This window comes from Asticcacaulis sp. MM231 (assembly GCF_964186625.1).
Taxonomy (GTDB): Bacteria; Pseudomonadota; Alphaproteobacteria; order Caulobacterales; family Caulobacteraceae; genus Asticcacaulis.
Map to the genome: position 1 here is coordinate 3426565 of NZ_OZ075108.1, position 22937 is coordinate 3449501.

The 22937-nt window shown below is 60.3% G+C and carries 19 protein-coding genes and 3 pseudogenes; 12 read left to right on the top strand and 10 right to left on the bottom strand.

What is annotated here, in order from left to right; all coding sequences use genetic code 11:
- Positions 1–140 precede the first annotated feature (140 nt).
- The 4 genes and pseudogenes from ABQ278_RS16765 to ABQ278_RS16780 all read left to right on the top strand — a co-directional run bounded on the left by ABQ278_RS16765 (position 141) and on the right by ABQ278_RS16780 (position 3948).
- Positions 141–1631, top strand: coding sequence for a S41 family peptidase (locus ABQ278_RS16765; protein WP_349320607.1), 1491 nt, complete (start codon positions 141–143; stop codon positions 1629–1631).
- 149 nt (positions 1632–1780) lie between these two features.
- The gene (locus ABQ278_RS16770) at positions 1781–3019 is read left to right on the top strand and encodes a divergent polysaccharide deacetylase family protein (RefSeq protein ID WP_349320608.1); all 1239 of its coding nucleotides are present in this window, start codon (positions 1781–1783) and stop codon (positions 3017–3019) included.
- Complete coding sequence (locus tag ABQ278_RS16775; protein ID WP_349320609.1) at positions 3016–3492, top strand: RNA pyrophosphohydrolase; 477 nt, start codon at positions 3016–3018, stop codon at positions 3490–3492. The genes ABQ278_RS16770 and ABQ278_RS16775 overlap by 4 nt, the downstream gene beginning before the upstream one ends.
- A 95-nt stretch (positions 3493–3587) precedes the next feature.
- A pseudogene (locus tag ABQ278_RS16780) lies at positions 3588–3948 on the top strand (DUF1428 domain-containing protein).
- Positions 3949–3961: 13 nt separating this feature from the next.
- On the opposite strand, the gene ABQ278_RS16785 reads toward ABQ278_RS16780, so the two are convergent.
- Entirely contained in the window at positions 3962–5233 is a 1272-nt protein-coding gene (locus ABQ278_RS16785) for a hypothetical protein (protein WP_349320610.1), read from the bottom strand.
- A 253-nt stretch (positions 5234–5486) separates the two neighbouring features.
- Between ABQ278_RS16785 and ABQ278_RS16790 the strand changes: the two genes are divergently transcribed.
- Positions 5487–6788 carry an IS701 family transposase gene (locus tag ABQ278_RS16790; RefSeq protein ID WP_349319961.1) on the top strand — a complete coding sequence of 434 codons (1302 nt, stop codon included), beginning with the start codon at positions 5487–5489 and terminating at the stop codon, positions 6786–6788.
- Positions 6789–6833: 45 nt separating this feature from the next.
- Here the strand turns inward: ABQ278_RS16790 and ABQ278_RS16795 are convergent, their stop codons facing one another.
- From ABQ278_RS16795 to atpH, 6 genes are read right to left on the bottom strand one after another with little or no spacing between them, the layout of a single operon-like run.
- Complete coding sequence (locus tag ABQ278_RS16795; protein ID WP_023447558.1) at positions 6834–7913, bottom strand: IS630 family transposase; 1080 nt, start codon at positions 7911–7913, stop codon at positions 6834–6836.
- Between the two features lie 57 nt (positions 7914–7970).
- Positions 7971–8252 (bottom strand): ATP synthase F1 subunit epsilon, encoded by a 282-nt coding sequence (locus ABQ278_RS16800; protein WP_349320611.1) that lies wholly within the window; start codon positions 8250–8252, stop codon positions 7971–7973.
- Positions 8253–8254: 2 nt separating this feature from the next.
- Complete coding sequence (atpD, locus tag ABQ278_RS16805; RefSeq protein WP_018080520.1) at positions 8255–9703, bottom strand: F0F1 ATP synthase subunit beta; 1449 nt, start codon at positions 9701–9703, stop codon at positions 8255–8257.
- 12 nt (positions 9704–9715) lie between these two features.
- Positions 9716–10597: a F0F1 ATP synthase subunit gamma gene (locus ABQ278_RS16810; RefSeq protein ID WP_349320612.1), complete on the bottom strand. Its 882-nt coding sequence runs from the start codon at positions 10595–10597 to the stop codon at positions 9716–9718.
- A gap of 23 nt (positions 10598–10620) precedes the next feature.
- Positions 10621–12153: a F0F1 ATP synthase subunit alpha gene (gene atpA / locus ABQ278_RS16815; RefSeq protein WP_349320613.1), complete on the bottom strand. Its 1533-nt coding sequence runs from the start codon at positions 12151–12153 to the stop codon at positions 10621–10623.
- 5 nt (positions 12154–12158) lie between these two features.
- Complete coding sequence (gene atpH, locus ABQ278_RS16820; protein ID WP_349320614.1) at positions 12159–12731, bottom strand: ATP synthase F1 subunit delta; 573 nt, start codon at positions 12729–12731, stop codon at positions 12159–12161.
- A gap of 300 nt (positions 12732–13031) precedes the next feature.
- Between atpH and ABQ278_RS16825 the strand changes: the two genes are divergently transcribed.
- From ABQ278_RS16825 to ABQ278_RS16840, 4 genes are all read left to right on the top strand, one after another.
- On the top strand, positions 13032–13778 hold the full coding sequence (locus tag ABQ278_RS16825) for a TerC family protein (protein WP_349320615.1): 747 nt from the start codon (positions 13032–13034) through the stop codon (positions 13776–13778).
- Positions 13779–13846: 68 nt separating this feature from the next.
- Positions 13847–15106 carry a serine hydrolase domain-containing protein gene (locus ABQ278_RS16830; protein WP_349320616.1) on the top strand — a complete coding sequence of 420 codons (1260 nt, stop codon included), beginning with the start codon at positions 13847–13849 and terminating at the stop codon, positions 15104–15106.
- Between the two features lie 19 nt (positions 15107–15125).
- Positions 15126–15530 carry a hypothetical protein gene (locus ABQ278_RS16835; RefSeq protein WP_349320617.1) on the top strand — a complete coding sequence of 135 codons (405 nt, stop codon included), beginning with the start codon at positions 15126–15128 and terminating at the stop codon, positions 15528–15530.
- Positions 15496–16575 (top strand): IS630 family transposase, encoded by a 1080-nt coding sequence (locus tag ABQ278_RS16840; protein WP_023447558.1) that lies wholly within the window; start codon positions 15496–15498, stop codon positions 16573–16575. The genes ABQ278_RS16835 and ABQ278_RS16840 overlap by 35 nt, the downstream gene beginning before the upstream one ends.
- 45 nt (positions 16576–16620) lie before the next feature.
- Here ABQ278_RS16840 and ABQ278_RS16845 read toward each other — a convergent pair.
- From ABQ278_RS16845 to ABQ278_RS16855, 3 genes and pseudogenes are all read right to left on the bottom strand, one after another.
- A pseudogene (locus ABQ278_RS16845) lies at positions 16621–17920 on the bottom strand (IS701 family transposase).
- 260 nt (positions 17921–18180) lie between these two features.
- Positions 18181–18294: pseudogene (locus tag ABQ278_RS16850) on the bottom strand (type II toxin-antitoxin system ParD family antitoxin); the annotation flags it as partial.
- A 75-nt stretch (positions 18295–18369) separates the two neighbouring features.
- The gene (locus ABQ278_RS16855) at positions 18370–20592 is read right to left on the bottom strand and encodes a primosomal protein N' (protein WP_349320618.1); all 2223 of its coding nucleotides are present in this window, start codon (positions 20590–20592) and stop codon (positions 18370–18372) included.
- Positions 20593–20710: 118 nt separating this feature from the next.
- Here ABQ278_RS16855 and ABQ278_RS16860 point away from each other — a divergent pair, with 118 nt between their 5' ends.
- From ABQ278_RS16860 to ABQ278_RS16870, 3 genes are all read left to right on the top strand, one after another.
- Positions 20711–21406, top strand: coding sequence for a DUF484 family protein (locus ABQ278_RS16860; RefSeq protein WP_349320619.1), 696 nt, complete (start codon positions 20711–20713; stop codon positions 21404–21406).
- Complete coding sequence (locus tag ABQ278_RS16865) at positions 21406–21759, top strand: hypothetical protein (protein WP_349320620.1); 354 nt, start codon at positions 21406–21408, stop codon at positions 21757–21759. Before ABQ278_RS16860 ends, ABQ278_RS16865 begins: the two co-directional genes overlap by 1 nt.
- A 236-nt stretch (positions 21760–21995) precedes the next feature.
- A complete protein-coding gene (locus ABQ278_RS16870) occupies positions 21996–22916 on the top strand; it encodes a tyrosine recombinase XerC (protein WP_349320621.1) in 921 nt (306 codons plus the stop codon).
- Positions 22917–22937 lie beyond the last annotated feature (21 nt).

Below are 22937 nucleotides of genomic sequence, written 5' to 3' on the forward strand. Positions count from 1 at the left end.
CCAGTTGCAAAAAAAGCAACTGGAATCGCTTCGCTCGTTGCAACCTGAAAGCCGCGTTCCAACTTAAATAACAACGCCCCGTTTACGCCACACTCACACTCTTATATGTAGGTTGAGTAGCTTTCCCTTTGAGGACCTTTATGAAGAATCTGTACCTAGGTGGTGTCGCCGTTATCGCCCTGAGCATCGGGGCCGTGGCCTATGCCAATCAGCCGGTGTTTTCGCCGCGTTCGGACACCTACCAGCAGCTTGAGCTGTTCGGCAATGTGCTGGCCCTGGTTCAGCAGGATTACGTCGTGCCGGTCAATTCGAAGAAGCTGATCAACGCAGCCCTCGAAGGCATGCTGGCCAGCCTTGATCCGCATTCCAACTATCTGTCCGACGACGACTATACGGATTTAAAGGAAAAGACGCGCGGCTCCTACGGCGGCATCGGTCTTGAGGTCTCCAGCGAGGATGGCGCGGTGAAGGTGGTGACGCCGATCGACGACACCCCTGCCCAAAAGGCCGGAATCGAATCGGGCGACTACATCACCGCCATCGATGGCACCAGCATCATCGGCCTTCCGCTCAACGACGCCATCACCAAGATGAAGGGCGAGCCCAACACCAAGCTGATCGTCACCATCGTACGCGTCGGCAAGACCGAGCCGTTTGATGTGCCGCTGACACGCGAAATCATCACCGTAAAGTCGGTCAAGACGCGCATGGAAGGCGATTTCGGCTATCTGCGTATCGCCAGCTTCTCGGAAACCACCGCCAATGACGCCAAGACGCAACTGGCCGATCTGATCGCCAAGAATCCGACCATGAAGGGCCTCGTGCTCGATCTGCGCAACAATCCGGGCGGCCTTTTGGAACAATCGGTCGGCGTGGCCGATCTGTTCCTCGATGGCGGCGAAATTGTCAGCCAGCGCGGCCGCGATCCGAAGGATATCATCCGCTATCAGGCCAAGAAGGGCGATATGCTGAACGGCAAGCCCATCGTCGTGCTGATCAATCCGGGCACGGCGTCGGCGGCGGAAATCGTGTCGGGCGCGCTGAAAGACCAGCATCGCGCCAGCATTGTCGGCCTGACAAGCTTCGGCAAGGGTTCGGTCCAGAGCGTGATCGACCTCGGTCAGAACCGCGCCGTCAAGCTGACCACGGCGCGTTATTACACGCCGTCCGGTCAGTCGATTCAGAAGACCGGCATCGAGCCTGATCTCGAAGTGGCGCAAACGAAGGAACAGGCGAAATACATCGCCACCTCGGCCATGCAGTATACCGAAGCCGCCTATGGCAATGCGCTGGATGCCGACGAAGGCAAGTCGCGTCGCTCGGCCCACGCCGTTCAGGAAGTGCCGCCGGAAGATTTCGACACCAAGACCGGCGATTTCGAACTGACCCGCGCACTCGACGTGCTGAAATACAATGGCGACGTCAAGCTGGCCGCGGCCCACCCGCGCGGCGCCAAGCTGGCCGACAGCGATCTGGTCGATAAGCCGGGCGCCAAGTTCGACGCCAAGGCCAAACTGGCCGGTCCGGACGCCAAGAAGGCCGGCACGGCATCCTCCGCCGCGTCGTCATCATCTTCGTCTTCCGCAAGCGCTTCGTCGTCAAGCTCGGCGTCTTCGGTCGAAAAGAAGTAAAAGCTCTGACAGTGATAGCTATAAAACCCCGGTGCTCCCGCATCGGGGTTTTTGCATTTTACCGCATAGTCTTCAGCTTTCGTTAGTCTTTGTTAACCCTGATCCGTCACAGTCAAGGCTTAGCTTTTACGTCTCAATCGCCAAAATTCATGTTCGCCAAACCCAAAGCCTCGTCAGACCTGCCAGGACGCCCGCGCTTCGATCCGCCGCGTGGCGCAAAGCCGCATCTGCGCGAATTACCCGGCTTAGTGGGCGCACGTATCGCCGAGACCTTCAGGAAGCCCTATGTCGCCCCCGTGGCGGCGCTTTGCCTCTTCGCCACCGCCGTCTTCACCTTTCTGAGCCTCGCCGGCGACCCCGATGCCGCCTCGCCGAGCGTGCGCGTCACCCTCAACAAGCCTGCCGCTGCCGCGGCCGATCCACATGCCAAACCTGACGACAGTCAGTCCGGCATGCAGTCTTTCACCCTCGATTCGCTTGGCCTGTTCTCAGATACGCCGGTCGACGGCTTCAATCTCAACGACCCCAATGCCACGCCCGTCCAGGGCACGGCGGTGATCACCATGCCGGGCGATAACGGCGTGGGTGCCGGCGCCGCCCCCAAATTCACCACCTCCCCCCTGACGCCCGCACCGATCAGCGGGCTGGTCCAGACCACCGACACCGGCCCGTTGCCGATGATCGGCGCCAACGGCCTGACTCCAGCCACTGCCTATGCCCGCCCGTTCAAGAGCGATGGCCGGCCCATGGTGGCGCTGGTCGTCGGCGGTCTCGGCCTCAACCCGGCCACCACCAAAGAGGCGATCATCAATCTGCCGCCGCAGGTGACGCTGTCCTTCGTGCCCTATGCCGCCGGTCTGCAAAACTGGATCGATCTGGCGCGCGCCAATGGTCATGAGGTCATGATCGAGGTGCCGATGCAGCCGGTCAATTTCCCCGATAACGACCCCGGCCCGCAGACCCTGATGGCCAATGCCCGCACCGAAGATGTTATCAGCAAGCTCAACTGGGCGCTGTCGCGCGCCACGGGGTTCTTCGCCGTATCGAACTATCAGGGCGGTGCCTTCTTCAAGGATAAGTCGGGCGTCTCGACCCTGATGCAGAACCTGAAATCGCGCGGTGTCGCCTTTATCGACGATGGCTCCGCCAAGGGGCTGGATGGCGCCTGGGCGCGCGCCTCGGCTGACCGCATCATCGACAACCAAATCAACGCCACCGCCATCTACGCGCAACTCGGGGGGCTGGAAGCCACGGCCAAGAGCCGCGGGGCCGCGCTTGGCACCGGCTTCTCCTATCCGGTCACCCTGGCCGTGGCGCAAAAATGGACGCAGCAGCTTGAGGCCAAGGGCATCCAGCTCGCGCCCGCTTCCGCGATTGCCCACCAATGAGCGCAGGGCCTGTCGGATATCGCCCCAATGTCGGGCTTGTCGTCTTCAATGCCGCCGGTCAGGTCTGGATCGGGCATCGCTATGGCGTGAACGGTGACCATGCCTGGCAGTTCCCCCAGGGCGGGGTCGATGAGGGCGAGGACCTCGAAGCCGCCGCCTTGCGCGAGCTGTGGGAAGAAACCGGCATCAAATCCGTCGAGCCCATGGGCCGGACAAAGGACTGGATCGTCTACGACTTCCCGCCCGAAGTGCTGGCCAACAAGAAGATCGGCAAGAATTTCAAGGGTCAGAAGCAGATCTGGTTCGCCTATCGCTTTGTGGGTGATGAATCAGAGATCGACCTGAAGGCCCATCACGAGCAGGAATTCTCGCGCTGGGAATGGTGCACCATGGACAAGGTCATCGACCGCGTCGTCCACTTCAAGCGCGACAGCTACCGCAAGGTGATCGCGGAGTTCAAGGCGCTGGTCTGACGCCATCACGCGCTTGTGTCAGGCCGGCACGACATCCTGCCTTTTTCTGACGCAGAAAAAGCCGACAATGCGCCACCCTCACACAGGAGCGTACCATGTCCGAATACGGCTATATCGACGGCTTTCTCATCCCGGTCCGCAAGGACAACAAAGACGCCTATCTCAAGATGGCCCAAATGGCCGCCGAGGTCTGGAAAGATCACGGCGCCATCGATATCGTCGATATGCTGGGGCGACGATGTGCCCGATGGCAAGCTCACATCCTTCCCGCTGGCGGTGAAACTGGAACCCGACGAAGTGGTCGTCTTTTCCTGGGTCACCTGGCCATCAAAAGAGGCCCGCGACGCCGGCAACGAGAAGGTTATGGCTGACCCGCGCATGCAGATGGAGGACGACATGCCCTTCGATGGCAAACGTCTGATCTATGGCGGCTTTACCCTGTTAAATAAAGGTTAGGGCTCAATTAGGGTTAGGCGTCAGGCGTCACCTCAAGGATGACGGGATAGTCGGGCACCAATACGGTAACGACTCCCTTGTCGTTGAACGTGCGGATCGGCTGAGCCTGTTTCATGGGATCGTAAAGCGCCGTGGCGTGCGTGCCCGCCGGCAGAGTCACCCTGACCGGGACGGACGGGTTGTCGATGGGCTTGCCGGTGGCGCGATCCCAGAAGGTCACCTCATTCCACAGCACAATCTGGCTCTTGCCCGTCGCTTTTTGCAGGGTGACACTCTGGACGGTGTCAGGCTGGCCCGCCAGCGTCAGATTCAGGGGGGTGGGCTTGAAGGTCTTGGCCGCCGGATCACGATCTTCGATAATGCGCAGCAGGTTGCGCAAGGCTGTGGCGGCGGGTTTGGGCTTATTGTCGAGCCTGAACAGCCCGAAGTGCATCTCCTTTTCCTTACCCTCCGGATCAGGTTTCTGATCGAGCAGTTCGTAGAGATAGATGCGCGACGCCTTGTGACGCTGGGCGTCCATAATGCCGTTGAGCACGCCCCGCGCCTGCCCCGCCTCGCCGACGCCGATGACGAGCCAGCCGCTCTCTGGATTACTGGCATAGCCAAATTCGGTGATGACCCAAGGCTTCCCGCGATTGGCCTCACCCGTCTGATCCATCCAGACAAGCGGTTGGTGACCGTTCTGGGCATAGATGTGAGCATTATGAAAATCGCCGCGCTCTTTCAGGCTCGCCACCTCATCGTCGCCCGTCATGTCGAAGATCGGCTTTTTGCGAAGCAGGGGATCGGCGCGCAGAAGGGCGACGGTCGCCTTATGCGCCGCGATGGATGCAGTGATGCCGGTCTTGCCCTGATAGGTCAGCGGCCAGTTGTTGACCTCATTGAACTCCTCAATCGTCTCAATGGCGCCGGGTTGCGCTTTTTCCAGCGCCTGCAGGCCCAAAAGGCTGCGTTTGGGCTCATAGGATTGCTTGATCTGGCCGCCCATGACCAGGTTGAACCTGATCCCGGCCTTGCTCATCCAAATGTAATTCTTGAGGGGCAGATCGCCGCCCTCGACGAGTCTCGGGGCGCTGTCTCTGACGTGTTTGACGCCGAGATAATCCAGAGCCGTAATGACGTCGGCAATGCGCCTGTAAGCCCCGTCGGTATAATTGATATGGGTGTTAACGCCGATCGAGTCGCGCACAGTCTGGGCGCGCAGAGGGGCGTAGGTTTCGGCAGTGGCCGACCAGCAAAGCGCCAGGTAAGCACCGCCAGCGCCAAGAAGAGTGCGTCGCAGCATGGGCATGAATCCTTGTGCCAAATAGTCCGCCAGCCCATACCGTAAGCGCTTTGTAACGCAGGAATGTGACCCTCAGAAGGTGATCACGGATTTTTGTGCTTTGCAACAAAAAGCCCGCCGGATCGCTCCGACGGGCTTTTGTCTGTCATCATGCAGCCGAAAACTAGCACTACTTTGGCAGAAAATGAATTTTGAGGATTCCCCCGGCTGACATTGCGTGATTCATAGAGAGCCAGCTTTAAGGAGACTGGCGATGTCGGAACATTGGCGCGTAGATTTGGAAGATTGGTTGACGCCCTTCCTGGTGGCCTTGCGGCATAAGACCCGGATGCGGCTGTGCCCTGCCTATATTGCAGGCCTGATTGGCCCGGGTGACCGCAAGAGTGTCCAGCCGATGGCCGCCCGCGATGGCGAGTTTGGCTATGACCAACTCCATCATTTTGTCTCTGACGGCGTTTGGGAAAGTGGACCGCTTGAAGCCGTTCTCCTGAAGGAGGCCGACCGTCTGGTGGGGGATGATGCCGGTTATCTTGTCATCGATGACACGGCGCTGCCGAAAAAGGGCAGCCATTCGGTTGGCGTGGCGGCGCAATATGCTTCCTCGCTTGGCAAGACGTCCAACTGCCAGTCGCTTGTTTCGGTGACGCTGGCATCGCGCGAAGTGCCTGTGATGGTGGGCCTGCGCCTGTTCTTGCCCGAGAGTTGGACGAATGATGTCGCGCGGATGAACCGGGCTCGGGTCCCGCAAGAATGCCAGGTTGCCCTGACAAAGCCGGAGATCGCCATTGAGGAAATTGATCGTGTTATAGCCTCTGGGGCCCGGTTCGGGTGCGTGCTGGCCGATGCTGGCTATGGGTCAAGCGGGCCGTTCCGCGAGGCCCTGAGCAAGCGCGACCTGTTGTGGGCCGTCGGCATATCACGGCGTCAGAATGTGTATCAGGCAGACGTCGGCCTAATCTTCCCGGAAGCGGCAACCGGAAGGCGGCGCAAATACCATGTCCCTGACGATGTTGCTGTCTCTGCCGAAAAGATGTTGGCTGATGGGAAATGGAAGAAAGTAAGTTGGCGGCGCGGAACCAAAGGCAAGCTGAACTGCCAGTTTGCCGCTTGCCGCGTTCGGGTCGCAGATGGCCACAGGCATCGTATGAGCGACGGTCGTGTCCAAGCCATGCCTGGCGAGGAGGAGGTCTGGCTGGTCGGGGAAAGGCGTTCAACCGGAGAACAGAAATACTACCTGTCAAACCTGCCTGCCGACGCCCCCCTCAAGATGCTAGCCGCGGCTATCAAGGCAAGGTGGATCTGCGAACAGGCACATCAGCAACTCAAGGAAGAGCTTGGGCTTGATCACTTCGAAGGCAGGTCATGGACCGGTTTGCACCGACATTGTCTAATGGCGATGATCGCTTTTGCATTTCTCCAATCCCGCCGCCTCAAAGCAGCGGGACGAAAAAAAAAGAGTCGGGGGGCCACCGCCTCAGCCGACAATGCCCGCCATCCGCCAGGCCATTCTCGACCTCTTCATGCGACCGCCACCAAGGCGCTGTCCCCACTGTGACAAACGCCTCGCCGAGCCCGCCAAGAATAATATGCCAAAGTAGTGCTAGTGTTGTGACTCTAACGCCTGTCGCCCCCTGGCGACCTTTTCAAGAATGTCTGTAGCGGATTTGGTCCAAACGAAGGGCTTTGGATCGGCGTTGTGATGATCGAGATAGTCTTGAATTGCGCCTTCGAGTTCGGCGACACTCTTGAACACGCCGCAGCGGATGCGATCGCCTGTTATCAAGCCGAAAAAGCGTTCGACCTGATTGAGCCAGGACGCCGAAGTGGGGGTGAAATGCATGTGGAAGCGAGGATGTTTGGCCAGCCATGCTTTGACCGCCGGATGCTTATGGGTGGCATAGTTGTCGGCGATCAGGTGCAGGTCGAAGCCCTTGGGCGTGCTGCGGTCGATGAGTCGAAGGAATTTGAGCCATTCCTGGTGCCGATGACGTTTCATGCATTCGCCGATCACCCTGCCGGTGGCGACATCGAGGGCGGCGAACAGTGTCGTCGTGCCATGCCGCTTATAGTCGTGGGTCATCGTTCCCGCCCGCCCCTTCTTCATTGGCAGGCCCGGTTGGGTGCGGTCCAGCGCCTGGATCTGTGACTTCTCATCGACCGAGAACACCAGTGCCCGGTCCGGCGGATCAAGATAGAGACCGACGACGTCCGTCACCTTCTCGACGAACTGCTTGTCGTTCGACAGTTTGAACGTCTTGGTCAAATGGGGCTTGAGCCCATGCGCGCTCCAAATGCGCTGTACGCTGGTGTGGCTCAGACCCACCGCCTTGGCAAGCGTGCGCGCGCTCCATTGCGTGGCAGCCGGTGGCTTCTGTCGCAGCGTCATCTCGACCACACGCGCAATGACTTCGGCGCTCAACGGCGTCTTACGGCCAGGCCGGGTCGCGTCGCGCCCAAGCCCATCGACACCCTGCTCAAGATAACGATCGCGCCAGCGGTAGGCCGTCTTCTTGGTCTTGCCCAGCGTCCGCACAATCGACGCCAAACTCGCCGCGTCCGCCCACATCAGCACGATCCGCGCACGCCAAACAAGCTTCTGCGGCGTGTTCCGGTCCGCCACCCAACCTTCCAACCGCACCCGAGCCTCAGGCGACAGCAACAGCCTTTTGTCCATGTCCATCGACACAAACTCGCATATTTGCAAGATCAAGGGAATCCATCCGTTGATTCCGCAACACTAGTTAACGTTCTCGCCGTATTCGTTAGCGTGTTCGGCCAGGATGGTCATGCCGTCTTCGTTGACGTCGGCAAAGCCACCGCGCACCTGGAAGACGCGCTTCGTCGTACCGTCGAGGATGGTGACATCCCCTTCGGCCAGCGTGGTCATGAAGGGCGCGTGATGCGCCAGAACGCCGAATTCACCTTCGACACCCGGCGCCACGACCTGATCAACCTCGCCCGCGAACAGTTCGCGTTCGGGGGTGACCAGGGAAACGTGCAGCTTATCCGTATCGGCCATGATTACTTGCCTTCGCCGGCCAGCTTTTCAGCCTTGGCAATAGCGTCTTCGATGGTGCCGACCATGTAGAAGGCGGCTTCCGGCAGGTGATCGTAGTCACCGTTGCAGATGCCCTTGAAGCCCTTGATGGTGTCTTCGATCGACATCAGCACGCCCGGCGTACCGGTGAAGATTTCGGCCACGTGGAAAGGCTGCGACATGAAGCGCTGGATCTTGCGGGCGCGGGCAACGGTCGCCTTGTCTTCTTCCGACAGTTCGTCCATGCCGAGGATGGCGATGATGTCCTTCAGCGCCTTGTACTGCTGGAGGATTTCCTGAACGCGCGTGGCGGTTTCGTAGTGTTCCTGACCGACAACGCGCGGATCAAGAATACGCGAGGTCGAGTCGAGCGGATCGACGGCCGGGTAGATGCCCTGTTCGGCGATCGAGCGCGACAGAACGGTGGTGGCGTCCAGGTGGGCGAACGAAGCGGCCGGGGCCGGGTCGGTCAAGTCGTCGGCGGGGACGTACACAGCCTGAACCGAGGTGATCGAGCCCTTGTTGGTCGAGGTGATGCGCTCTTGCAGACGGCCCATTTCGGTAGCGAGCGTCGGCTGATAACCCACGGCCGAAGGAATACGGCCCAGCAGAGCGGACACTTCGGAACCGGCCTGGGTGAAGCGGAAGATGTTGTCGACGAAGAACAGAACGTCCTTGCCTTCGACGTCGCGGAAATATTCGGCCTGAGCCAGGCCGGTCAGGGCGACGCGGGCGCGCGCACCAGGAGGCTCGTTCATCTGACCGTAAACCAGCGTACAGCGCGAGGTGCCCCCGCCGCCGTGCTCGTTCACCTTGGATTCGATCATTTCGTGGTATAGATCGTTGCCTTCGCGGGTACGCTCACCGACGCCGGCGAACACCGAGTAGCCGCCGTAGGCCTTGGCGATGTTGTTGATCAGTTCCTGAATGGTAACGGTCTTGCCAACGCCGGCGCCGCCGAACAGGCCGATCTTGCCGCCCTTCGAATAGGGGCAGATCAGGTCGATAACCTTGATGCCGGTGACGAGGATTTCAGCCGAGGTGGCTTGGTCAGCGAACGAAGGCGCATCGGCGTGGATCGGGTTGAAGAACTTGGTTTCGATCGGTCCGGCTTCGTCGATCGGCTCGCCAATGACGTTCATGATGCGGCCGAGCGTGGCCGGGCCGACCGGTACGGTGATCGGGGTGCCGAGGTCGGTAACGTCCTGACCGCGAACGAGGCCTTCGGTGGCGTCCATGGCGATGGTGCGGACGGTGTTTTCACCAAGGTGCTGTGCGACTTCCAGAACCAGACGCGCGCCGGTGGCGGTGTTGGTGGTTTCCAGGGCGTTCAGGATGGCGGGCATGCCACCTTCAAACGAAACGTCGACGACGGCGCCGATGATCTGGGTGATCTTGCCCTTGGCGGCAGTGATCTTTTGTTGAGCGGACATGGGTTCGTATCCTTACAGGGCTTCGGCGCCGGCGATGATCTCGATCAGTTCGGTCGTGATCTGGGCCTGGCGTTTACGGTTATATTTCAAGTTCATCGCTTTGATCATTTCGCCGGCATTGCGCGTGGCGTTATCCATGGCGCTCATCTGCGAGGCGTAGAAGCCAGCGTTGTTTTCCAGCAGGCTGGAGAGTATCTGCACCGACAGGTTACGCGGCAGGAGTGTCTCAAGGATCTCTTCCTCGGAGGGCTCATACTCATAGACCGGCTGCACGCCGCCGGTATCGGCAGCGGCGGACAGATCGACTTCGGCCGGTATAAGGCGCTTAGGCGTAGGCACCTGAGCGATGACCGACTGGAAGCGCGAATAGAAGAGGGTCACGACATCGGCGCGGCCTTCGGAAAATTCACGCGCGATCAGATCGGCGATCGGCGTCACCACGTCGATCGTCAGCACCTTGGTGCCCGACAGGTCGAAGCTTTCGACGATCTTGTCACCGTGAGTGCGCTTCAACTGGTCACGGCCTTTACGGCCGATGGTGATGAGGCGAACCTTTTTGCCGGCGGCGGTTTGCTGGGCGATGAATTCGCGGGCGGCGCGGACGATGTTCGAATTGAACCCGCCGGCCAGACCGCGGTCAGCCGTGGCCACGACCACGAGCTGGTTGGTCTGCGAGCCATTGCCGGCCAGCATGGCGGGCGCGGAATCGCCCGTGATGCTCTTGGCCAGATTGGCGATGACCGCTGCCATGCGCCGGGCGTAGGGCCGGGCGTTTTCCGCCGAGTCCTGCGCGCGCTTGAGCTTGGCGGCCGCCACCATCTGCATCGCTTTCGTGATCTTCTGCGTGGCTTTCACGCTTCCGATCTGAGTACGCATGTCCTTTAAGCTTGCCATTGTTTTGGTCTAACTTTCCGGATTTAGGCGAAGTTGGAGGTGAAATCGGCGACGATCGTCTTCAACTGCTCTTCGAGCTCAGCCGACAAGGCCTTCTTTTCGCGGATCGCGGTCAGAAGATCGGTGTGGCGGGTGCGAAGCGAGGACAGCAGGTCCTTCTCGTAGCGGCCGACATCGCCCACGGCGATGGTGTCGAGGTAACCGCGCGTACCGGCGTAAATCACGCAGACCTGCTCTTCAACCTTCAGCGGCGAGTATTGCGGCTGTTTCAGAAGCTCGGTCAGACGGGCACCACGGGCCAGCAGGCGCTGGGTTGCGGCGTCCAGATCGGAACCGAACTTGGCGAAGGCGGCCATTTCACGATACTGGGCCAGGTCGCCCTTGATGGCGCCGGCGACTTGCTTCATCGCCTTGATCTGAGCCGACGAGCCGACGCGCGACACCGACAGACCGACGTTCACGGCCGGACGGATGCCCTGATAGAACAGGTCGGTTTCGAGGAAGATCTGACCGTCGGTGATCGAGATCACGTTGGTCGGGATGTAGGCCGACACGTCGTTGGCTTGCGTTTCGATGATCGGCAGGGCGGTCATCGAGCCGGAGCCGTTTTCTTCGTTCAGCTTGGCGGCGCGCTCCAGCAGGCGGGAGTGCAGGTAGAAAACGTCGCCCGGATAGGCTTCGCGGCCCGGCGGACGGCGCAGCAGCAGGGACATCTGGCGATAGGCGACGGCCTGCTTCGACAGATCGTCATAGATGATCAGCGAGTGCATGCCGTTGTCGCGGAAATATTCGCCCATGGCGCAACCGGCGAACGGCGCCAGGTATTGCAGCGGGGCCGGCTCGGAAGCCGAAGCGACGACGACGATGGTGTATTCGAGGGCGCCGTTTTCTTCGAGCGCTTTCACGATCTGGGCAACGGTCGAACGCTTCTGGCCGATGGCGACGTAAACGCAATAAAGCTTGGCGTTCTCGTCGGTGCCTTCGTTGGCGGCCTTCTGGTTCAGGATGGCGTCGATGGCTACGGCGGTCTTGCCGGTCTGACGGTCACCGATGATCAGTTCGCGCTGGCCGCGACCAACGGGGATCAGAGTGTCGATGGCCTTGATGCCGGTTTGGACGGGCTCATGTACCGACTTGCGCGGGATGATGCCGGGGGCCTTCAGGTCGGTACGGCGGCGTTCGGTCGAAACGATCGGGCCCTTGCCGTCGATCGGCTCACCGAGCGGGTTGACGACGCGGCCGAGCAGGCCCTTGCCGACCGGCACGTCGACGATTTCGCCGAGGCGGCGGCATTCGTCGCCTTCCGAGATTTCACGGTCTTCGCCGAAGATAACGACGCCGACATTGTCCTTTTCCAGGTTGAGGGCCATGCCCTTGACGCCGGCTTTCGGGAACACGACCATTTCACCGGCCTGAACCTTGTCGAGACCGTAAACGCGGGCGATACCGTCACCGACGCTGAGGACGGAACCAACGTCCGACACATCGGCTTCTTCACCGAAACCTGCGATTTGAGCTTTGAGGATGGCCGAGATTTCGGCTGCACGAATGTCCATGGGTATTACGCTCTCTTAAGGGCGAATTTGAGGGAATCAAGTTTGGTCTTGAGCGAAGCGTCGAAGAGACGCGAACCTACGCGGACCTTAAGCCCGCCCAGGAGGGCCGGATCAACACGGGTGCTGATCTCGGCGGATTGGCCCAGCGTCTTGGCGAGGGCCTTTTTGAGGTCGTCCAGCTGCGCATCAGAAAGCGCTACAGCCGAGGTCACTTCAGCGCTGACAATGCCTTTTTTGGCGTCGTACAGCTTGTTAAAAGCGGTGATGAAGGGGAACAGGTGATCCATGCGGCCATTTGAGGCCAGAACACCGAGCGCCTTGCGTGTCAGGTCGTTGAGGTTCAGGCCAGCCGCCACGGCCAGCAGGCCGCTCAGCTTCACGTCCGACTTATAGACCTGAGAGCCCACGAAGGTGCGCAGTTCGGCGCTGGAAAGCAGGAGCGCCTTCAGGGCCACGATGTCGCCATGCACGACGTCGAGCACCTTATTGTCCTCGGCGAGTTCAAAGGCCGCCTTGGCGTAACGTTCGCCGGCTTCCGTTTCCCGAAATTGCTGATTGTCGCTTAAAGAGCCTGGCACACCAAATCCCGAGCTAGAGTGAATACAAATGTTTTCAGGGGCTTAAAAAAGCTCCCGACGCATGGGCACAAGCTCACGGGCGCAAACACAGCGCCTCTGTCTTACCTGAGCCGCGGGCTCCTTAGCATAGGGATTTTAGCATCGCAACCAATGCCCGCCAAATTCTTGCCCAAAAGCGACTTATCAGATCAAAGTGAAGCGCCACACCGAAATGTTGATCCCGACGCCTTGAGATTTAAGGTATTTCTTTTATCTAAGTGGGCGATATTCCCGTTATCCGCCAGACCGAGAGACATCCCCATGGACGCCCTTACCGCCCTTGCGACCGACCCAGCCGCCTGGGCCGCCCTGCTGACCCTTATCGTTATGGAAGTCGTGCTTGGCATCGACAACCTGATCTTTATCTCGATCCTGACCAACAAGCTGCCGGAAGCGATGCGCCCCAAGGCCCGCGCCATTGGCCTGGGCGGCGCGCTGCTGATGCGGATAGCACTTCTCTTCACGCTATCGCATCTGGCCGGCATGAAAGAAGTCGTCGTCACCCTGTTCGGCCATGGCTTCTCATGGCGCGATATCATCCTGCTCGGCGGCGGTCTGTTCCTGGTCTATAAGGCCACAAGCGAAATCAATCACTCGACCGAGCACAAGGATGAGGAGGGTGACAAAAAGCCGCAGGTCAAGATCGGCTTTGCGGCTGCCATCGCCCAGATCCTGCTGCTCGACCTCGTCTTCTCCATCGATTCGATCCTGACCGCCGTCGGCATGACCGATCACCTGCCGATCATGATCATCTCGGTTCTGGTCGCCGTCTTCCTGATGTTCGTCGCTTCGGGCCCGATCTCGTCCTTCATCAACCGTCACCCCTCCATCGTCATGCTGGCCCTCGGCTTCCTGCTGATGATCGGCATGGTGCTGATCGCCGAAGGTTTCGGTGCCCATATCGAGAAGGGCTACATCTACGCCGCCATGGCCTTCGCCGGCTTTATCGAGGCCTTGCAGATGTACGCGCGCGGCCGCTCGAACAAGACGATGGGCGGGGAACACTAATTTTACCTTAGCCATGCCTTTACGGGGCGGCTGAAATCGGCGATCAATCGGGCTCCAGTGGAGTCAGAATGACCGACGATCAGCCGCCCCGTTCTCTTTTGATGCGCCGTGATGTCCTGGCCGGTGTGGCGGGCGGCCTGACAGCGGGCGCCCTCACCCTCTGGGCCGGCGCCACCTACCTGCCCAAAGCCGCGATCCGTCTGCCCGGCACCTCAGCCCCCGCCGAACCACCGCCGCCTGCCCCCGAACCACCGCTCAAAGACTGGCCGACGCTCGACGCCGTGGCGCAGCGCATGATCGAACGCAAGGTGACGCCGGGGCTGTCCTTAAGCGTCATGCGCGACGGCCACCTGCTCTATTCCGCCGGTTATGGCCGTTCGCAACTGGCGCCTTCGCACGATGTGACGCCGCACACCGGTTTTCGTATCGCCTCGATCAGCAAGCAGTTCACCGCCGCCGCCATCCTGTTGCTGGCCGAAGACGGCAAGCTGTCTCTCGGCGATCCTCTGGCGCGCTTTATCCCGGATTTCCCGCGCGCCGATGTCATGAGCCTGCGCCAGCTCCTTAGCCACACCGCCGGCCTCGATGACTATCTCAGCGGCCGCCACGCCGATATCCTGACCGCCGCGCAGACCCACGACTATACGCAGCAGGGCCTTCTCGAAGCGATCAAGACCAGCGATCCTTTGTTCCGCTGCCCGCCGGGGATGAAGTGGGTCTACAGCAATACCGGCTTCGCCCTGCTCGGCATCGTGGTCGAACGCCTGAGCGGCCTGTCGCTGGCGGAATTCTGCCGGCAGCGCCTGTTCATCCCCGCCGGCATGAGCCGCACGGGCATTGACCCTGTAACTCTCTCCGCGCCCGACCTGTGCGAAGGCCATCGCGCCAATCGATCTTTGCGCGACGGTTTCGGGCAGGTATGGCCGGTGTCGCCCAGCTTTGCCGGCGGCTCAGGCGGGGTCCGCTCAACCAGCGCTGATCTGTGCCGCTGGCACGCGGCCTTGCTGACGGGGAACATTCTTGCGCCTGCCAGCCTGGCCGCCATGCTGACACCGACGCGCCTGAAGGACGACAGCTTCGCGCTCGACCGCGACAACACCCGCGCACCGGGCTATGGCCTCGGCATGCGTCTCGGCTTTATCGATGGCACGCCGTTCTTTACGCACAGTGGCCGGATCAACGGCTTTACCGGCCAGCTCCTGACCCTGCCGACACAACGCCTGACCGTGGCCGTTTTGTACAATTGCGATGGCGCCAATGATGGCGGCTTCTTCCCCGCGCAACACGATCTGCGTCAAGAAGCGATCCGGCTGGGACGGATCGCCTGATTTTCAAAGAAAGCCTACCGTGTCCGAACAACAAAACTTAACGCAGCTCATTGAGCACTATCTTGGCTTCATCCTGTCACCAGAACGGATAGGTGAAGATGGCGGCGTGAAGACTGATGCCCTGATGCGTATTCTCGACCAGTTGGCTATTCGCACTCATGATAAATCAGGCATTATCCCTGACAATGAAGGGGAGGACGAAGTGCGGCTGGATTATCAGGACACATACAAAAGCCTAACGCAGCACTTTCCCGATTATAGTTATTATAGCACCGTTCTCGACATTAATGATGCGGTCAAGGACTACAACTTGGCCGCTGCAGATCCGCTAGTGTTGCGGAATCAACGGATGGATTCCCTTGATCTTGCAAATATGCGAGTTTGTGTCGATGGACATGGACAAAAGGCTGTTGCTGTCGCCTGAGGCTCGGGTGCGGTTGGAAGGTTGGGTGGCGGACCGGAACACGCCGCAGAAGCTTGTTTGGCGTGCGCGGATCGTGCTGATGTGGGCGGACGCGGCGAGTTTGGCGTCGATTGTGCGGACGCTGGGCAAGACCAAGAAGACGGCCTACCGCTGGCGCGATCGTTATCTTGAGCAGGGTGTCGATGGGCTTGGGCGCGACGCGACCCGGCCTGGCCGTAAGACGCCGTTGAGCGCCGAAGTCATTGCGCGTGTGGTCGAGATGACGCTGCGACAGAAGCCACCGGCTGCCACGCAATGGAGCGCGCGCACGCTTGCCAAGGCGGTGGGTCTGAGCCACACCAGCGTACAGCGCATTTGGAGCGCGCATGGGCTCAAGCCCCATTTGACCAAGACGTTCAAACTGTCGAACGACAAGCAGTTCGTCGAGAAGGTGACGGACGTCGTCGGTCTCTATCTTGATCCGCCGGACCGGGCACTGGTGTTCTCGGTCGATGAGAAGTCACAGATCCAGGCGCTGGACCGCACCCAACCGGGCCTGCCAATGAAGAAGGGGCGGGCGGGAACGATGACCCACGACTATAAGCGGCATGGCACGACGACACTGTTCGCCGCCCTCGATGTCGCCACCGGCAGGGTGATCGGCGAATGCATGAAACGTCATCGGCACCAGGAATGGCTCAAATTCCTTCGACTCATCGACCGCAGCACGCCCAAGGGCTTCGACCTGCACCTGATCGCCGACAACTATGCCACCCATAAGCATCCGGCGGTCAAAGCATGGCTGGCCAAACATCCTCGCTTCCACATGCATTTCACCCCCACTTCGGCGTCCTGGCTCAATCAGGTCGAACGCTTTTTCGGCTTGATAACAGGCGATCGCATCCGCTGCGGCGTGTTCAAGAGTGTCGCCGAACTCGAAGGCGCAATTCAAGACTATCTCGATCATCACAACGCCGATCCAAAGCCCTTCGTTTGGACCAAATCCGCTACAGACATTCTTGAAAAGGTCGCCAGGGGGCGACAGGCGTTAGAGTCACAACACTAGCACTACTTTGGCATATTATTCTTGGCGGGCTCGGCGAGGCGTTTGTCACAGTGGGGACAGCGCCTTGGTGGCGGTCGCATGAAGAGGTCGAGAATGGCCTGGCGGATGGCGGGCATTGTCGGCTGAGGCGGTGGCCCCCCGACTTTTTTTTTCGTCCCGCTGCTTTGAGGCGGCGGGATTGGAGAAATGCAAAAGCGATCATCGCCATTAGACAATGTCGGTGCAAACCGGTCCATGACCTGCCTTCGAAGTGATCAAGCCCAAGCTCTTCCTTGAGTTGCTGATGTGCCTGTTCGCAGATCCACCTTGCCTTGATAGCCGCGGCTAGCATCTTGAGGGGGGCGTCGGCAGGCAGGTTTGACAGGTAGTATTTCTGTTCTCCGGTTGAACGCCTTTCCCCGACCAGCCAGACCTCCTCCTCGCCAGGCATGGCTTGGACACGACCGTCGCTCATACGATGCCTGTGGCCATCTGCGACCCGAACGCGGCAAGCGGCAAACTGGCAGTTCAGCTTGCCTTTGGTTCCGCGCCGCCAACTTACTTTCTTCCATTTCCCATCAGCCAACATCTTTTCGGCAGAGACAGCAACATCGTCAGGGACATGGTATTTGCGCCGCCTTCCGGTTGCCGCTTCCGGGAAGATTAGGCCGACGTCTGCCTGATACACATTCTGACGCCGTGATATGCCGACGGCCCACAACAGGTCGCGCTTGCTCAGGGCCTCGCGGAACGGCCCGCTTGACCCATAGCCAGCATCGGCCAGCACGCACCCGAACCGGGCCCCAGAGGCTATAACACGATCAATTTCCTCAATGGCGATCTCCGGCTTTGTCAGGGCAACCTGGCATTCTTGCGGGACCCGAGCCCGGTTCATCCGCGCGACATCATTCGTCCAACTCTCGGGCAAGAACAGGCGCAGGCCCACCATCACAGGCACTTCGCGCGATGCCAGCGTCACCGAAACAAGCGACTGGCAGTTGGACGTCTTGCCAAGCGAGGAAGCATATTGCGCCGCCACGCCAACCGAATGGCTGCCCTTTTTCGGCAGCGCCGTGTCATCGATGACAAGATAACCGGCATCATCCCCCACCAGACGGTCGGCCTCCTTCAGGAGAACGGCTTCAAGCGGTCCACTTTCCCAAACGCCGTCAGAGACAAAATGATGGAGTTGGTCATAGCCAAACTCGCCATCGCGGGCGGCCATCGGCTGGACACTCTTGCGGTCACCCGGGCCAATCAGGCCTGCAATATAGGCAGGGCACAGCCGCATCCGGGTCTTATGCCGCAAGGCCACCAGGAAGGGCGTCAACCAATCTTCCAAATCTACGCGCCAATGTTCCGACATCGCCAGTCTCCTTAAAGCTGGCTCTCTATGAATCACGCAATGTCAGCCGGGGGAATCCTCAAAATTCATTTTCTGCCAAAGTAGTGCTAGATGATTTGGCGGATATAGCTGTCGATTTAGCTGAAGTCATCGCCGTATCAGAGAAGTATGGGGAGGCCGCAGGACAATATGCATTTGTCGAAAGCTATCGCATCCACTGGGGATACCACCTGCGTCAATTGCAGGTCTATTTGCATTGTCAAATGACTGGCTACTAAGCGCTAAATAGAATGCTTGTCGCGCATTTCAGCAAGAAATGCGTCGAAATCAAACTCTATCGAGGGACCGCTCTCCTCCCCGACAATTAATGCGGCGCGCAGGGCTTCAAGTTTCGCTAACTGAACCTCGTCCAGTTGATCGTCTTCTGCCATGGCCATTCTCAGGTTCATGGAATTGAGAAGAAGAAAATATCACAGAAAACTATAGGGGTCGATATCGACCACCAGCCGGATGGCGTTGGGGCGTTTGATCGCCGCCAGCCAGTGGTTCACAAAGGCCTGCAAATCGCGGTTACGGTCAGCACGCACAAGGAAACGCTTGCGCCATTGCCCGCGCACCAGAGCCAGCGGCGCATCCGCCGGGCCGTAAACATCGACCCCTTCGGTATTGGGAATAAACAGCGCCAGTTCACGCGAAAAGCGATTGAGCAGGTTCTGGTCCTTGGCAGAGAGGATCAGCGCCGCCAGCCGCCCGAACGGCGGGAACTTGGCGATCTCGCGCGACATCAACTCATAGGCATAGAAGGCATCACGGTCCTGATGCGCTAAGGCCTGCATCACCGGATGTTCCGGCGTATAGGTTTGCAGCACCGCCTTGCCCGGCTTGAGCTTGCGCCCCGCCCGTCCGGTGGCCTGCGCCAATAGCTGGAAGGTGCGCTCGGCGGCGCGCAAGTCCCCGCCTTTCAGCCCCAGATCGGCATCAACAATCCCGACCAGCGTCAGGTTGGGGAAGTTATGCCCCTTAGCGGCCGCCTGGGTGGCGATAATGATATCGATCTCGTTGTCTTCGATCCGCTTGATCAGGGAAGCCGATGAGGCGGCATCCGGCGTGGTGTCGGACGAGAACACCTCGGCGCGTGCCTCCGGAAAGCGCGCGTGCACCTCTTCCAGAATCCGCTCCACCCCCGGCCCGACCGAGATCAGACTATCTTGCGCCCCGCAATGCGGACAGGTTTTGGGCTTGCGCATAGAAAAGCCGGTCAGGTGACAGACCAACCGCCCCGAGGCGCGGTGCTCGACCAGCCAGCTATCGGTATTGGGCGAGGTCATCTTCTCGCCGCACGCCTTGCACAGCACCAGTGGCGCATAGCCGCGACGGTTGAGGAACAGCAACACCTGTTCCTGCCGACGCAGGGTGGCGATGATCTCGCCCACCAGCGTGTCGGACAGCCACATCTGCTCGCCGCGTCCGCCCTTGGCCGGCGTGTGCACCTTCATGTCGATCAGGGATATATCGGGCAGTTGCGCGATGCCGTGGCGCTGTTCCAGCCGTATCCAGGCGTAACGGCCCTTTTCGGCATTGGTCAGGGTTTCCAGCGACGGCGTGGCCGAGGCGAGGATGACCATGGCGCCATCGAGCCTTGCGCGGAAAACCGCCAGATCGCGGGCATGGTAACGCGCGCCTTCTTCCTGCTTGTAAGAGCCGTCATGTTCTTCATCGACCACGATCAGGCCCAGGCGCTGATAGGGCAGGAACAGCGCCGAGCGCGCGCCGACCACCAGCCGCACATGCCCCTTGGCCACGCCTTCCCAGATGCGCCTGCGGTTACCGTTGGAGATATTGGCGTGCCATTGCGCCACCTCGACGCCGAAGCGCGCCTCAAGCCGCCCCAGCACGGCTTGAGTCAGGGCGATTTCCGGCAGCAGGATCAGCACCTGTGCGTCAGGATCAGAGCGCAGCAGATCGGCGACGGATTCGAGATAGACCTCGGTCTTGCCCGATCCGGTAACGCCATCGAGCAGGACCGGCGCGAAGGCGTGTTTGTCCTGTTCCATGCGCAAAAGCTGATGCGCCGCGCCTTGCGAGTCATTGAGACGGGCCGGCGCGAAATCAGGATTGGGCTGCGGCCACACCTCTTCGCGCGCCAGATCGACCTTACGCAGCACGCCTTCCTTTTCCAGTGCCGACACCACGCCGGTCGAGACGCCGGCTGCCATGGCCAGATCGCCAAGCCCCATGGGCACCAGCGCCGTATCGAGCACGGCCTGTCTGGCCTTGGTCATGCGGCCAGGCTGTTCGCCGGTCAGCACATAGCCCTGTTTGGGGGCAGCGCGCGGAATTTTCAGCGCGCGCAGGCAGCCATTGAGGAAGATGCCGGGCGGGGTCAGGGTCCAGCCGGCCGCCCAAAGCCAGAAAGTGAGGCTGGCTTCCGGCACGATCGGATCATCGAGTTTCGCCAGCACCGCCTTGAGGCGCGACAGATCCTCATGGGTTTCCGGTGTCTCAAAGCCGATCACCAGACCGCGCACCTTGGCATGGCCCAGCGGCACGATCACATGCTCACCGGCCGCTAAGGACATACCGGCCGGCAGGGCGTAATCCAGCGCCTCGGCCATCGGCGCCAGCACAACGACCTTAACGATCGTGGTTAATTTTTCATTGAAAAGGGAAGGATCGGGAGGGGCCGGACTCATGGTTTTAGCGTCTAGCACGAAATCCCCGGCTTTGTCATAGCCGGATGCGGAAAGCGCTTCACAGACGCACAAAGCCGCTTTAAGGTAAGCGCAGTAATTGACGGTAGAGACGCATTTTATGAGCTCCGACGGTGGCCTGACCTCCCTTGATCTCGACGACTGGCAGGCCCTGCGCCGCCATCTCGTTCGTAATGCGTCCGAATTCGCCCCGGAAATCGCCCGCGACAAGGCGCTGCTCGAAGCGCTCGGCCTCCAGCCCAAATCGCGTCATCTGATCGATTTCGGCCCCGCCGCGCTGTCGCGTCTGGAAGCCCGCGCCATGAAGGATTTCGATGTGCGCCGGCAGTTGGAAATGACCGCCAAGGCCAATTTCGACGCCCAGAGCCAGACCCACGGCATGACGCTGAACCTAATGGAGGCGCGCAATCATTCCGATCTGGCCCGCCGCCTCAATGATGAAGCACGCAACCGCTTCGGTCTCGTCGCCGCCACCATCGCGCTCGAAGACACCGCGCCGGTGCCGCTGGGCTGGAAAACGCTCGATTACGGCGGGGTTGACTATATCGTCGGCGAAAACGGCCTGTCGCTGCTTGGCCCCGACGCCGTTTGCCGCGTGCTGTTCGATGACGACGTCAAGCGCATCAAATCGGCCGCCGTGCTGCGCATCGCCCTGTGGCGCGAAGGCCGCCCCGGCCTCGTCGCTTTCGGATCGAGCGATTTTGACGGCTTCTCGCCGGACATGGGCGCCGAACTGGTCGCCTTCGTGGCGCGCGTGGTCGAGCGCGTGGCGGACCGCTGGCCGGTTTTGGCGTAATGACTTCGGCCCGCGAGTTTCGCAACTCGAAAAAGCTTTGGGCAAGCTTCCTGATGATAATCATTTTGCTGCTTGCCGCAGCCCTCTTTTTTCGTCGGGACATCCTCCTGGCTATGCCTTTTAGCGACCATACGCCTTGTCATGATATGTCCGATAAGGACGCGCTCATGATAGCTGGTCGTAGCTTCGTAGAAGGAAGCCCTACCGAATGGGAGGCAGACATCAGGCGGGACAAAGCAATAGCCGAAATAGATATAATCTACACAGATAAAGCCTCCGGGATGCAAACCAGCGTCTTGCGCATAGACGAAGAGTGCGATGCCAAATGGTTGAATTACGATCCTTATAAATGAGTTTCTTACTACTACTTTTCAAACCCGGCCTCGGCGATAAACAAATCCTTAGGATTTGGCCTTAAAATTATCCACATGCCCACCTATATTAAGGTTTCAAGGATGCCCCCCTGCGCCTATGAGGCCCCCCTCCTCAACGCCCCCCCAAGGTTTGGCGTGGAGATAGCCCTCTCACCACTCCTGCCCTTCCGTAAGGATGGGGAGGGTGGCCACCCCGGCGCAGGGGGGATGTTCTTGTGACCCCCTCCCTTTTCGATGCCCAGATCCGCTGGATAAGCTGGCTCAAGGACCAGAAGCGCTGCTCGCCGCGCACGCTGGAAGCCTATGCCCACGCCCTGCGCTACTATCTCGATCATTTGAGCACCTCCCTGCGCACCGACCTGACGCTGGAAGATGTCGTGACCGTCTCCTCGGGCGATATTCGCGGCTGGATGGCCCACCTCCGCGGCAAGGATGAGCCCTTGTCGGCGCGATCCCTGGCCCAGCACCTCTCGGCCATCAAGTCGTTTCACAGCTTCCTCGACCTGCATTTCGACATGCCCAACGCCCAGGTGGCGCTGATGCGCGGCCCGCGCCTGAAAGCCACACTGCCGCGCCCGCTCACGCAGGATCAGACCCTGGGCCTGCTCCACGAAAATCAGATGGACTCGGACCGTGACGACTGGGAAAACGCCCGCGACGAGGCCGTCTATATGCTGCTCTATGGTCTGGGCCTGCGCATTTCCGAAGCGCTCTCGCTACAGGTAAAGGACGCCCCGCTTGGTGATACCCTGCGCATCGTCGGCAAGGGCAACAAGATGCGCGCCCTGCCGGTGCTGGCCGCCGTGCGCGACGCCATTGAGGCCTATCGCGCGCAGCAGCCCTTTACGCTCCAGCCGCAAGACAAACTGTTTCGCGCCAAACGCGGCGGCGAACTGTCACCGCGCCATGTTCAGGCCAGTGTCCAGCACCTGCGCTCGCGGCTGGGTTTGAGCGATCGCGCCACGCCACACGCCCTGCGCCATTCCTTCGCCACCCACCTGCTCGGTTCCGGCGCCGACCTGCGCTCCATTCAGGAACTGCTCGGCCACGTGTCGCTCTCCACCACGCAGAAATACACCCAGGTCGATACCGAGAAACTGCTCAGCGCCTATGCCGCGGCGCATCCTAAGGGATAAACGCCAAGCCCCGTTACTTCA